The organism is Janthinobacterium breve (assembly GCF_051380895.1).
GTDB lineage: Bacteria > Pseudomonadota > Gammaproteobacteria > Burkholderiales > Burkholderiaceae_D > Janthinobacterium.
The window spans coordinates 369,613-382,868 of record NZ_JBNYXY010000002.1 but is presented as its reverse complement, the minus strand read 5'-3'; the positions used below and the strand labels follow the sequence as shown (position 1 = coordinate 382,868).

Sequence of the window (13,256 nt, the reverse complement as noted above, 5' to 3'; positions counted from 1 at the left end):
ATAAGAGGTGGCAATGATGCATACAGTCGCAGCAATACAAATGATTTCCTCGCCGTCCGTGGAAGACAACCTGGCCACGGCGCGGCGCCTGGTGGCGCAGGCCGCCGCCGGTGGCGCGCAGCTGGTGGTGCTGCCCGAATACTGGGCCATCATGGGCAAGCAGGAAACGGACAAGTTGGCCCATGCGGAACAGCCTGGCAGCGGACCCATCCAGGATGGCATGGCACAGATGGCGCGCCAGCACGGCATCTGGCTGATCGGCGGCACCTTGCCCCTGATTTCCGGTGAGGAGGGCAAGGTCCTCAATACGACGCTGGTGTACGACCCGCAAGGCGAGCCGGCCGGCCGCTACGACAAGATCCACCTGTTCGGCTTTACGCGCGGCACCGAGTCCTACAATGAATCGCGCACCATCGTGCCCGGTGCGCAAGTGCGCACGATCGAGACGCCGTTTGGCCGGGTCGGCCTGTCCATCTGCTACGACCTGCGTTTTCCCGAGCTGTACCGTGCCATGGGCGATTGCGCGCTGATCGTCGTGCCGGCCGCGTTTACCTATACGACAGGCAGCGCCCACTGGGAAGTGCTGCTGCGCGCGCGCGCCATCGAAAACCAGTGCTATGTGCTGGCCTCGGCGCAGGGTGGCTTGCATCCGAACGGCCGGCGCACCTGGGGCCACAGCATGCTGATCGACCCGTGGGGCGAAGTGAAAGCCGTGTTGCCCGAAGGCGAGGGTGTGGTGAGCGGCGAGATCGACCTGGTGTTTTTGGCTGGCGTGCGTGAATCCTTGCCAGCGCTCGCTCACCGCACCATGTAAATTGAAAGAATAGATAGCCATGATCCCATTTGAACCCAATCTGTCCAGCCTGGCCGTGGCACGCGAACTCCTGCTCACGCCGTTCGGCCTGGACGAAGACAAGCTGCTGAAAGCCCTTGGCACGATGTTTACGCACAAGGTCGACTATGCCGACCTGTATTTCCAGTCGACCAAGAGCGAAGGCTGGAGCCTGGAAGAGGGCATCGTCAAGACGGGCAGCTTTTCCATCGACCAGGGCGTGGGCGTGCGCGCCGTGTCCGGCGACAAGACGGCGTTTGCGTATTCCGACGAGATTTCCGAGCGGGCCCTGCTGGAAGCGGCTGCGGCCACGCGCACCATTGCGCGCGCGGGGACCGGCAAAATCAAGATCGCGGGCCACATGCTGGCGCAGGGGGGACGCTCGCTGTACCTGCCCAACGACCCGCTCGCTTCACTGGACGCCACGGCCAAGGTGCAACTGCTCGAGCGCGTGGAAAAGATGGCGCGGGCGAAAGATCCTCGCGTGGTGCAGGTGATGGCGGGTCTGGCCGGCGAGTACGACGTGGTGCTGGTGCTGCGCAGCGACGGCGTGCTGGCGGCCGACATTCGCCCGCTGGTACGCGTCTCGCTCACCGTGATCGCGGAACAGAATGGCCGCCGCGAAACGGGTTCGGCCGGCGGCGGCGGACGTTTCAGCTATGACTATTTCAGTGATGCCGTGCTGGAACAATACGCGGCAGACGCCGTCAATTCGGCCCTGGTGAACCTGGAAGCGCGCCCGGCGCCCGCCGGTCCCATGACCATCGTGCTGGGACCGGGCTGGCCTGGCATCCTGCTGCATGAGGCCATCGGCCACGGCCTGGAAGGCGATTTCAACCGCAAGGGCTCGTCCGCGTTTTCCGGGCGCATCGGCGAGCGCGTGGCTGCCAAGGGCGTCACGGTGGTCGATGACGGCACCCTGGCTGGCCGGCGCGGCTCCCTGAATATCGACGACGAGGGCAACCCGACGCAATGCACGACCCTGATCGAGGATGGCATTTTGAAGGGGTACATCCAGGACACCATGAATGCGCGCCTGATGAAGATGCCTGTGACGGGCAATGCGCGCCGCGAATCGTTCGCCCACCTGCCCATGCCGCGCATGACGAACACGTATATGCTGGGCGGCGACCGGGACCCGGGTGAAATCCTCGCTTCCGTCAAAAACGGTCTGTATGCCGTCAACTTCGGCGGCGGCCAGGTCGATATTACGAACGGCAAGTTCGTCTTCTCGGCCAGCGAAGCGTACATGATCGAAAACGGCAAGCTCAGCTACCCGGTCAAAGGGGCGACCCTGATCGGCAACGGCCCGGACGTGCTCAACCGCGTTTCCATGATCGGCAACGACATGCGCCTGGACTCGGGCGTGGGCGTGTGCGGCAAGGAGGGGCAAAGCGTGCCCGTAGGCGTAGGGCAGCCAACCCTGCGCCTGGACGGTATTACCGTCGGCGGGACTGCCTGACGTTTTGCTTGGCTTGCGTAGGTCGGATTACGTGCGGCTTCGCCCCGCTAATCCGACCTACGTCTGGCACGTTGGCGAACATCAGAACTTGTACTTCACCCCCGCACTGATAAAGCGTCCCGCCGCGCCCGCGTAGTCGAGCGGGTTGTAGCCCGTGGCGCCATACGTGAGCGGATCGAGCGGTGCGATCTTGTCGAACAGGTTTTGCACCGTTGCAAATACTTCCAGCTTGGGCGTGGCCAGCCAGCGGGCCGTCAGGTCCACCGTCGTGAACGAGGCGATGCGGCAGCCGCGCGGCGCATCCGTGCCGTCGGAAAAGTGCGTGGCACAGCCGTCCGGGTCATGCTTAAACAACACATTGTCGAGGTGGGCGCGGTAGTTGACGTTGGCGCTGACGCGCCAGTTCTGGCGTTCCCAGGTGGCGCCCAGGTTGATGCGGTCAGCCGGCGTGCCCATGCAGTTTGATACATCGCAATTGCCATGCGTGCCGGCAAAATCGCGCTGCGTGCCGTCCTGTTCCGTGCGCAGCCATTTGTACAGATGCGTCCACTTCAGGTCGAACACCAGGTTGCCATGGTCGCTACCCAGATTGAAGCGCTGGCGGGCGTCGATATCGATGCCGCGCACCGTTGTTTGCGCGGAATTCACGTAATTGGCCAGCACGGCGGTAATGGCGCCCGGATCGCCGGCGATGCCCGTGGCCGTTGACGGGTCGCGCGCCACATGGCCTTCGGCAATGGCCGTATCCGTTTGCTCCTGGTTGATTTCATTCTTGCGGCGGATTTGCCACAGGTCGATGGAAATGCTGCTGCGCGGCAGCGGGTCCCACACGGCACCCACGGAATAGCTGCGTGAACGCTCGGGCGACAACTTCGGATTGGGTGAGGTGATGACGGCGATCGACGCGGGATCGCAAGCGACCTCCACGCCCAGCGCGCAGCGCAGGGGATCGCTGGCGGTGGCGAACGCGGCCAGGCCGCCCACGCCGTTTTCCGCCGCGCTGGGCGCGCGGAAGCCCTTGGCGAAGGTGCCGCGCAGGGCCAGTTCACGCAGCGGCGTCCATTTTATGCCCACTTTCGGCGTATAGGAGTTGCCCACATCGGTGAAATGGTCGGCGCGCAGGGCGCCCGATAGCTCCACGGTTTTCAGCACGGGCGCCAGCACCTCGGCATAGATGGCGGAGGCGTTGCGGTTACCCTTGTAGGCGGAATAGCCAAGGCCGATGATATTGCCCCGTTCCGTACCGGTGGTGTGTTTGAGCTCCGTTGCTTCATGGCGGAACTCGGCGCCCACGGCCACGCCCAGGCCTCCGCCCTCGAGCTTGGCTACCTCGCGGCTGGCCTTGAAGTCGATCTGCGCGATATGCGTCCTGGCGTCGCTGGCAATACGCGGCGACAGGGCCGCGTACAGCGCGGGCGAATTGAGCCCCGCGTTTTCCGCGATGCGCCACAGGCTGCCGGCGGGCAGGGCTGCATACGCGGGGTTCAGGCTGGCCGCCGCCACATTGGCGGCAGTGGGGTTGAGCAGGGCAAAGGCCACGTCGCGCTGCAGGTAGCCGTTCAGGTCGTTCGACACCTTGTTCTGCGAGTACAGCAAGGCGCTGTCGATATCCCAGCCCGCCACGGCGCCCTTGATGCCGGCGACAAAGCGCGTGAAGGTGGAATTGACTTCCGACAGGCGCGGCCCCATATCGGCCGCCAGGTAGCGCAGCCGTGCCGCCGTGCCGAAATACGGATTGTCCGGATGGCCGGCGCCCAGCGCCACGCCCGCATTGCTGACGGGGCCGCCAGGGTAGCCGACCGAACCGCTGACCGTCGAGGGCGTGGTGGCCGAGTTTGATTTGCTGTGATACACGTTCAATTCGGCATACGTTTGCAACGCTGGCGTCAGTTGCCAGGCGGCGCGGCCGAAGAAATTGATGTTCTTTTGTTTGGGCTGGATCTGGCCGTATTGCTGCGCGGCATCGGTCAGGCAGCCGCCGCCTGGATCGCCTTGCGGATGGCTGGTGAAGTTGCCGCAGGCGGCACCGGGGAAGGTGCGCGTAAAACCCGCGCCGGCCAGGTTGCCCCGGTTGTAGTAGTCGAGCGTGTCGGGATTGCGCACATTGCCGTTGACGGCGCTGCCGGCCGCGTTGTTGGTGGTGATGGCGCCCGCGCCGCTGAGCGACTCCTGCGCGCTGAAGCCCAGGTCGCGCAAATCGCTGCGGCCGATGGCGCCCCGTCCGTCCCGGTCGCGGTTCCAGATGGCGGACTTTTCGCTGTATTCCAGGTTCAGCAGCACGTTGTAGCGGTCCGTGTCGATGTCGCCGAAACCGTGCGTGATGGCGGCGCGCGCGTCGCGCCCGTCCCAGTCTTTCGTCTTGCCGTAATTGCCCTTGAGGGCAGTGCCCTGGTAGTCGCGCCGCAAGATCACGTTGACCACGCCGGCGATGGCGTCCGAACCATAGATGGCCGAGGCGCCATCCTTGAGGATTTCCACCCGTTCCACCGCTTCCAGGGGAATGATGTTCAGGTCGGCGAACACCTTCTGGCCATCGTCCGCCAGGCCATACGGCGCGACGCGGCGCCCGTTCAGCAGCACCAGGGTTGAGGCCGTGCCCAGGCCCCGCAGCGACACGCCGGAAGCGCCGGCCGCAAAGCCGTTGCCGAAGGTGGTGGGCACGGAACCCTGGTTGTCGATGGCCAGCGTCTGCAGCAGTTCGGCTACGCTGGACTTGCCCGATTTTTCAATGTCGGCCGCGCTCAGGGTTTGCACGGCCGACGCCGTTTCTGCCTGCGCGCGGCGGATGTTCGAGCCGGTGATTTCCACGCGGGCAATGGGAGTGGCTTCCTGTGCCAGGACGGGGAGAGCGAGCAGGGCGCTTGCCAGTGCCAGTCCCAGGCGGGGTAGTGAAAATGGATGGGCAGATTGTTTGTAGATCATGCGATTCTCCGGGAAGGTCAGACGGGGAAAGGTAGGTGCACCTTGAAATCTTGGCCGTGTGGCCTGGCCGGGATTCGATCTATATCAGTAGTGCGTCGCTTGCCAGCGTCAAAACGGGCCGCCGTGGCGTGCGCGCCACGGCGGCCACAGCGTTGGTAGTCAGCCGATGCGCATCCGCAGCACGCAACTTTTTATGCTTTTTAACGCGCTTTGCAGTGTAAAACGGCTGCAACATGCGACTTTGCCGACAAATATGCTTGCCAATCTTTGCAATTTAGGTTTATAGTCGTTCATCACTTATGGATGACTCGCATGTTCGCTCGCCACTTTTTTACCGCTTATTTTTACTTTAGCAATTCCAACCCAAAGGCGGTGGAGTAGCGGTCGGTTCACGTAGCAGCAAAAAAACGAGATCCCAGCAAATTCTAAAAAACCGCCACTGATGGCGGTTTTTTTTTACCCAGATGTTTTACCCTTCCTTAAATTTTGGAGAAAATGATGCCCCGCACCGATGATTTGCGCATTCGCGAAATGAAGGAATTGACCCCGCCGTCCCATCTGATCCGCGAATTTGCCTGCTCGGAGCAAGCCGAACAGACCGCTGCCAGCGCCCGCATTGCCCTGCACCGTATCCTGCACGGCCAGGACGACCGCCTGATGGTGGTGATCGGACCTTGCTCCATCCACGATACCAAGGCGGCGATGGAATATGCGCGCCTGCTGGTCAAGGAGCGCGTGCGTTTCGCCGGCGAACTGGAAATCGTCATGCGCGTCTACTTCGAGAAGCCGCGCACCACGGTGGGCTGGAAGGGCCTGATCAACGACCCGTACATGGACAACAGCTTCCGCATCAACGACGGCTTGCGCATGGCGCGCGAACTGTTGCGCAATATCAATGAGCTGGGCTTGCCGGCTGGCACCGAGTTCCTCGACGTCATCAGCCCGCAATACATCGCCGACCTGATCAGCTGGGGCGCCATCGGCGCACGCACCACGGAGTCGCAGGTGCACCGCGAGCTGGCTTCGGGGCTGTCCTGTCCCGTCGGCTTCAAGAATGGCACGGATGGCAATGTCAAGATTGCCGTGGAAGCCATCAAGGCCGCCTCGCAGCCGCACCATTTTCTCTCCGTCACGAAGGGCGGCCACTCGGCCATCGTCTCGACCAATGGCAACGAAGATTGCCACATCATCTTGCGCGGCGGCAAGACGCCCAACTATGACGCGGCCAGCGTGGACGAGGCCTGCAAGGCCATTGCCGCACAGGGCCTGGCGGCGCGCCTGATGATCGACGCCTCGCACGCGAACAGCTCGAAAAAACCGGAAAACCAGATCCCCGTGTGTGCCGATATCGCCAGCCAGGTGGCCGGCGGCGACAGCCGCATCGTCGGCGTGATGGTGGAGTCGCACCTGGTGGCAGGGCGCCAGGATTTGATCCCGGGCAAGGAATTGATCTATGGCCAATCCGTCACCGATGGCTGCATCGACTGGAGCGCCAGCGTGGCCGTGCTGGAAAATCTGGCGGCGGCCGTGAAGCTGCGCCGCCTGCAGGGCGACGCGGAATAAGGTGGCGCGCAGCATGAAAAAAAGCCCGGAAAGCTAAGCTTTCCGGGCTTTTTCAGTTTTTAGCCAAAAGCAGATGCAATCAGCTTAGAACTTGTAGGAACCGCTCAGGTAGAACTGGCGGCCCAGGGCGCTCGAGTACGATGGGTTGTAGCCCACTTGATGCGAACCCGTGTTACGCAGGGTGAACGGCGGATTGCGGTCGAACAGGTTCAGGATGCCGCCCGTGATTTCCACGTTCTTCATCGGACGGTAAGCCGTCTGGAAGTCGAAGGTGGTGTAGCTCGGCACTTCCAGCTGTATGCCATAGCATTCGCCAGGGCTGCCGGCGACGATCACAGCGCAATCGTCGACCGTCTGTTCTTTGTCGGTATAGCCATTGCGGTAGCTGGCGCTCAGCGTATGCGTGAACTTGGCCGTCTCATACGAGGAGGTGGCGCGGATGATGTTGCGGAAGCTGACCTTGTCGTTCGAACCGTAGCGATTCAGGCTGGTTTCCCATTGATCGTCGGTGCCCGGCGTCGTGTAGCGCGAACGCAGCAGATAGGTACCCATCAAGCGAGTCGTCAGGCGGCCGTCCAGCAGCTTCATCTTGTGGGTGAAGTCGTAGTCGATACCGCGGTTTTCCACCTTGCCGATGTTAATCGGCAGCAGTTTGATGGCCAGTACGTCGAGGCCCGTCGAGCTGATGTGCTTGGTGGTGAACAGGTTGGCATACTTGGCCGGATTGTTGAAGATCAGGCCTTCCGAGACCGCCGTGACTTGGTCGCGGATTTCCACGTTCCACAGGTCAAACGACATCGATAGGCTGTCGATCGGCTCGAATACGGTGCCGATGCTCCATTGCTTCGACGTTTCCGGCTTCAATTCAGGATTGCCGCCCTGGAAGGCTTCAAACTGCTGGCGTCCAACGCCGCTGCAGTAGCTGGCCAGCGGGTGGCCGCCCATGCCGTTTGCTGCCGTCAATGGGCATTGGTAGTTACCACCGGTGACGCCCCAGTCTTCCAGCGGGCCGGCGATTTCCTGCATGCTGGCGGCGCGGAAGCCGGTGCCGGCAGCGGCGCGGAACATCACGTTCTTGGTCGCCGAGTACTTGCCGCTGATTTTCCAGGTGGTGGCGTTTTCCTTCTTGCCTACCGTCTTGCCCGTCAACTTGTCATCGATGGCGCCGATCTGGTCATAACGCAGCGAACCCGTCATTTCCAGTTTTTTCGAAATCGGCAGCATCAGCTCGGCGTATGCGCCCGCATTGTCGCGTGCGTATTCGCTGTCGACTTGTTGATTGTCAAACAGGATTTGCGCCTGCCTGGCGACGTCTGCCTGTTGCATCTTGAACGAGGTGTTGCGGTAGTCGGCGCCCACGCCCAGCATGGCGGTGCCGCCCGGCAGCGAGAACACAGGGCGCGAAGCGCGCGCGTCGACGCCTTTCATTTCCACGGTTTGCGTGTTGTAGGTGCCGCTGAAGCCCGTACCCAGCAGTGCCTGGCGCATGGCGTCCGGCATGGAGCCCACAGGGTAGGCGAACGGGTCGATATTGCCGGCGTCGATCTGGGCGTTGAACTTGTCAGCCAGCGGGAGGCCGCTGACGTAGTCCTGCGTTTGCTTGTTTTTCGAATACGTCACGGCCGTGTTGATATCCCAGCCGAATGCATTGCCGTCGACACCGGCGACGATATGCGTGGCCTTGGTACCATAGTCGTAGGTGCGGTTGCCCATTTCGGACAGGCGGTATTTGGCGACACCGCTCACGGCATTGGCAAGTTGCGTCGGGGTCAACTGCGAGGCCAGGTACTTGCTGAACAGTGGCGAATTCGGGGAAATGGAGAAATCGGCCGGGTACGGCGCGATGCTGGCCTTGATGCTCGCTTCCGTGTAGGCGAAGTCATAGAAGCCCTGCCAGCCGGTCTTACCCAGCTTGACGGTGCCCGAGCTGAACAGCGAGTCGCGCTTCGATTCCGGATTGATTTCAATGGTCGACGGCGAGTCGAAATAGCAGTTGCCGTCGCCGTAGAAGTCCATATTGCTAGGCGCGCACTTGCCGCCATGGGCCAGCGCATACGGATTAGCCAGGTTGACGCTGTCGATAAACGGTTTTTGGGTTTCTGGATTGATCACCACATTACCGTTCGCATCGGTACGGTTGTAATTGACGCTGGCATTGCCCGGTGCCGAGCGCGAGGAACCGTTGATGAATTGCAGCGCCTTGCCGGTCTTCGGATCGTTGAAATTGATGATGCCGCTTTTCGCGAAGCTGCGCTGCGAGGCTTTCAGCGATTTTTGTTCGTCATGGCTGGCCGACACGAAAATGCTGTAGCCGTCTTCGTCGATGTCGCCGAAGCCCTTGCTGATCGAAATCGAATTGCTGGCGCCGCCTTTTTCTTCAGGGCGCGAGTACTTGGCACTGATTTCCAGCGGCGATGCGCCTTTTTTCAGGATGAAGTTGACCACGCCGGCGATGGCGTCGGCACCGTACAGGGCCGAGGCGCCGTCCGTCAGCACTTCGACGCGCTCGATGGCCGACAGGGGGATCGAGTTCAGGTCAATGGTGGTGCCGGAATTGGACGGCGCCACGCGGCGGCCATTCAGCAGCACCAGCGTGTAGGCCGCGCCGATATCGTGGATCGAGGCCGTGGTGACACCGCCGCCGCCGCCGCCAACCGAATCGGCGGCCACGGAAAAGCCCTGCATCGCAGGAATTTGCTGGATGAAATCGGTCACCGTGGAGACGCCCGTTTTCTTGATGTCTTTCTGGTTGAACGTCTGCACCGGCAGCGACGCTTCGGAAGCGATGCGCTTGATGCTCGAACCCGTGACTTCCACGCGTTGCATGGTGCCATCTGTTGTTTCTTGTGCATACGCGGCGTGCATGCTCAGGGCCATGCCGCCTGCAAACATCAGGCGCAGCGACCGCGATATTACATTTTCTATCATCATCTGAAATTCCTTGTTATTGTGATAAAGGCGGCAATTATTTTGAGATAACTTGTTGCTTGCCAACAATTTATTTGCCTTTTTGAAAATCCACCAATGAAAATTCTGTAAATTTTCAGGGTCCTCATCAAAACATTCACGATTCAGATTGTCAATTTCGTGCGGACTTTTTGGATGAAATGCAACATTTTCCTGTTTTTTTTATAATCCTTCAGTAATAAAGTATCGTGAACCCTTGTCAGGCGTGCTCAGATGCGTAAAATAAAACGGCGCACAGCATCGCTGCTGGCGCCGTCTCTGGTGCTGCAGGCAAACGCTGGTCGGCGCTGCCCCGTGCATGTCTGTTTCAGCAAATCTCCCTTAAAACGTATAGCTGCCACGCAAGTAGTAGGCGCGCCCGATCGGGTCCGTGTAGCGCGGGTCATAGCCTTTCTGGAACAGGGTGCCCTGGTTCGAGAACGGTGGTTCCTTGTCGAACAGGTTCTTTACGCCGGCCGTCAGCAGCAAGCCTTTCCATACGTAGCTACCCGACACATTCAGCAGGCTGTAGGACGGCACATCGTGGCGGTATTGCGGATCGACCTGATTCTGGTCCGTGTAGCCGGACTTGAACGATTGCGACACGGTGGCGCCCCAGTTGCCCATGCGCCAGTTCAACGCCGCCGTATGTTTCCAGCGAAACACGGGATTGTTGTCCGCATAGCGGCCCACGTTGGCGATGAATTCGCCGCCGCGTTCGTTCTGGTAGTCATACTTGTGGGTCCAGGTGCCGTCGACCGACACGCTGAAATCGCCGTAGGCACCGCGCCCCAGGCGGGCATTCAGGCTGACGTCGATGCCGTCGGTCTTCACTTCGCCGAGGTTGTCGTTCAAGTCCAGGATGGCGTAAGGGGAGCCATCGGGGTTGCGCAGGAACAAGGCCTTGTATTTTTCGTAGTTGCCGTAGATCGACTGCTCGGGCAGGGACGAAATCTTGTCCTTCAGGTGAATGTTCCAGTAATCGATGGCCACCGTCACTTCCTTGACGGGTTCGAGCACGAGGCCGAAGGCGAAGGTGGTGGATTTTTCCGGTTTCAGCTTTTCATTGCCGCCTTGCAGCTTGAATTGTTGCAAGTCGCAATCGCGCAGGGGATTGGCGCCCGGCTGCGGCACGCCGCCCGGGCACAGGATGGGGTCGTCGTAGGAATCGTTGGTATCGTTCTTCGACGGCGGCGCATTCTTTTCAAACAGGGTGGGAGCGCGGAAGCCCGTGCTGGCCGAGCCGCGCAGTACCAGCGCGCTGCTGGCCTGGTAGCGCAGGGCCAGCTTGGGATTGGTGGTGCTGCCCACATCGCTGTAATGGTCGAAACGGGCGGCCAGCTGTACTTCCAGGTCCTTGATCAGCGGCAAGTTGACTTCGCCAAAGACGGCCTGGATGGTGCGCGAGCCGTTCTTCGATAGCGAGCCGGACAAGCCGGAACTGGTAGCCTGGCCGGCGATATCGCGGTTGACATTGAATTCCGCCTTTTCGCGCCGCAGTTCGCCGCCCAGCGCGATGGCCAGCGGGCCGCCGGCCAGCTGCATCAGTTCGCGGCTGCCCTTGATGTCGAAGCCCGTCGTGGTGACTTTGGCGTTCTGCACTTCGCCGCGCAGGGCGGTGCCGTCGAGGTAGGCCTTGCCGGCCGTGTCCTGCACGCCGAACGGGTTCAGTATGCCGTTCAGCACGCCGGCGGCAAACGACGCATCCTGCACATAGCCGCCCGTAAATTTCTCCGACGACTTGCTGATGGCGTGGCTCAGGCCCGTCTTGTAATCCCAGCCCGCCAGTTCACCCTCGAGCGCCAGCACCAGGCGGTCCGCCTTGCCGTCCGAATCGATCTGTCGCTGGCCCGCTTCCACGGGGCGCCAGTTGACGCTCAGGGGCTGGCCGGACAGGCCCGGCTGGGCCGGCACGCCGCCCGCATTGCCCGGATAGTATTTGCTGGTATTGGGCAAGATCAAGCCCGTCTGCGGTGGCGGCGCCGTGCGCGCCTTGACCTTGTTTTCTGAATGCAGGTATTCCACCGTGGCCAGGTGGCCGCCGCCCAGCTTGAAGGCGCCCTTGCCGAAGAAGGCCACCTGCTCCTGCGCCGGCAGGTCGTCGATCTGCCGCGTGTAGTCCTGGCGGCAGGTGCCGTTGGCCGCAGCCACGGACAGGGGCGGGTTGCAGCCCGTGGCCGCATACGGATTGCCGGCCAGGCCCTTGCCGCCATTGGCCGCCGCATCGAAGTAGTTGCCGGGGAAGGTGGTGCCGCTGGTGAGCGACAGGCCGCGCTCGGGAATGATGCCGGTCTTGGAAAAATCGCGGTCCTGCGAAGTGAGCACATTTTGCTTGTGGTAATCGACCACGCCGAAAATATTGTAGCCGTCGGTGTCGAGCTTGCCGAAGCCCGTCGACAGGTTGATGCGGTGCTCGCCGCCTCCCTTGTGTTCGGGCGCGACGACCTCGGCGGTGATGTTGGTGACATTCACCGAGCGCTTGGTGATGAAGTTGATGACGCCGCCGATGGCGTCCGTGCCGTAGATGGCCGAGGCGCCGTCGCGCAGCACTTCGACGCGCTCCAGGGCGGCGATGGGAATGATGTTCAGGTCGACGCTGGCGCCGTCATACGGATGGTTGGCGATGCGCCGGCCATTGAGCAGCACCAGGGTCTTGTCGCCGCCCAGGCCGCGCAAGTCGGCGCTGGCCTGGCCGCCCGTGGGCAGGCCGCTGGTGTTGCCGCCGACGGCATTGCCGCTGCCCATGCTGGAGGAATTCGAGGGTATCTTGCTGAGAACTTCCTGGGCCGTGGTCAGGCCCTGCTTGGCAAAATCTTCGGCCTTGAAGATGGAGAGAGGGGTGGCTGTTTCCGAGACCAGCCGCTTGATGGAAGAGCCGGTGACTTCTACGCGCTGCATGCCGGGCGTTTCGCCGGTTTCCTGGGCCAGTGCCGGCTGGCTGAGGATGCCGGCGGCAAGGCCGCCGGCGCAGATCAAACGGATGGAGCGGGACAGGCATATTTCTCTAATCATGTTCAAGACTCCTGATAAAGCGGTTGGCTAAAAGGGCAAGAACGGCCGCGCCGGTAAGCACGTCCGAGAATATTGAAGAGGCAAAATAATTTATCTCTTTTCAATTGATTGAATGTAATGATTGAGAAAACTCTTTGTCAACAGGGTGTTGTACTTTGTGTTTTTAAACAACGGCTTCCATTCAGTGATGTTGATTTAAAACAAAGTGTCCTGTTTTGTGATGTATTTCCCCGTCGAAACTGTTTTTTGCTGCCTAGCGCGCGCCTTGGCACCGAATGCTGTGCTGCAGCGTAGATGTCCGGCCGGTCATTTCCTCGCCGATGAAAACCGGGTGTGGTGCGATGCAGCAAAACCGGACGGGCAGCGGGCCGGAAGTGACGGTCCCTGCATTTCTCTTTGTCGGCGAGGGGGAAACTGCGTTATCGTTACGCGTTTTTCAGACAGTCTAGAGGGCTGCTAACAAGGCATAGATCTTGCGTGGATGGACAGGTTTTGGCGGTGGAATCCTGTATCCCGGGG

General features: G+C 61.2%; 6 protein-coding genes. 3 read left to right on the top strand and 3 right to left on the bottom strand.

The window, feature by feature from the left end:
• Positions 1-13 precede the first annotated feature (13 nt).
• Together ACQ4W0_RS04555 and tldD are read left to right on the top strand one after the other, a co-directional pair.
• The gene (locus ACQ4W0_RS04555; protein WP_436575687.1) at positions 14-814 is read left to right on the top strand and encodes a carbon-nitrogen hydrolase family protein; all 801 of its coding nucleotides are present in this window, start codon (positions 14-16) and stop codon (positions 812-814) included.
• Positions 815-833: 19 nt separating this feature from the next.
• Positions 834-2,294 carry a metalloprotease TldD gene (tldD, locus tag ACQ4W0_RS04550; RefSeq protein ID WP_436575686.1) on the top strand — a complete coding sequence of 487 codons (1,461 nt, stop codon included), beginning with the start codon at positions 834-836 and terminating at the stop codon, positions 2,292-2,294.
• A gap of 81 nt (positions 2,295-2,375) precedes the next feature.
• Here tldD and ACQ4W0_RS04545 read toward each other — a convergent pair whose 3' ends face one another.
• Positions 2,376-5,216 carry a TonB-dependent receptor gene (locus tag ACQ4W0_RS04545; RefSeq protein ID WP_436575685.1) on the bottom strand — a complete coding sequence of 947 codons (2,841 nt, stop codon included), beginning with the start codon at positions 5,214-5,216 and terminating at the stop codon, positions 2,376-2,378.
• A 498-nt stretch (positions 5,217-5,714) separates the two neighbouring features.
• On the opposite strand from ACQ4W0_RS04545, the gene aroG reads away from it, so the two are divergent.
• Entirely contained in the window at positions 5,715-6,779 is a 1,065-nt protein-coding gene (gene aroG / locus ACQ4W0_RS04540; protein ID WP_436575834.1) for a 3-deoxy-7-phosphoheptulonate synthase AroG, read from the top strand.
• 84 nt (positions 6,780-6,863) lie between these two features.
• Here aroG and ACQ4W0_RS04535 read toward each other — a convergent pair whose 3' ends face one another.
• Both ACQ4W0_RS04535 and ACQ4W0_RS04530 read right to left on the bottom strand, forming a co-directional pair.
• The gene (locus ACQ4W0_RS04535) at positions 6,864-9,710 is read right to left on the bottom strand and encodes a TonB-dependent receptor (RefSeq protein WP_436575684.1); all 2,847 of its coding nucleotides are present in this window, start codon (positions 9,708-9,710) and stop codon (positions 6,864-6,866) included.
• Between the two features lie 357 nt (positions 9,711-10,067).
• Positions 10,068-12,737 (bottom strand): TonB-dependent receptor, encoded by a 2,670-nt coding sequence (locus ACQ4W0_RS04530; protein WP_436575683.1) that lies wholly within the window; start codon positions 12,735-12,737, stop codon positions 10,068-10,070.
• Positions 12,738-13,256 lie beyond the last annotated feature (519 nt).

Excerpts from the sequence above, each read along its gene's own strand:
- ACQ4W0_RS04555 (WP_436575687.1), top strand. The coding sequence starts at position 14 with ATGATGCATACAGTCGCAGCAATACAAATGATTTCCTCGCCGTCCGTG.
- tldD (WP_436575686.1), top strand. The coding sequence starts at position 834 with ATGATCCCATTTGAACCCAATCTGTCCAGCCTGGCCGTGGCACGCGAA.
- ACQ4W0_RS04545 (WP_436575685.1), bottom strand. The coding sequence starts at position 5,216 with ATGATCTACAAACAATCTGCCCATCCATTTTCACTACCCCGCCTGGGA.
- aroG (WP_436575834.1), top strand. The coding sequence starts at position 5,715 with ATGCCCCGCACCGATGATTTGCGCATTCGCGAAATGAAGGAATTGACC.
- ACQ4W0_RS04535 (WP_436575684.1), bottom strand. The coding sequence starts at position 9,710 with ATGATGATAGAAAATGTAATATCGCGGTCGCTGCGCCTGATGTTTGCA.
- ACQ4W0_RS04530 (WP_436575683.1), bottom strand. The coding sequence starts at position 12,737 with ATGATTAGAGAAATATGCCTGTCCCGCTCCATCCGTTTGATCTGCGCC.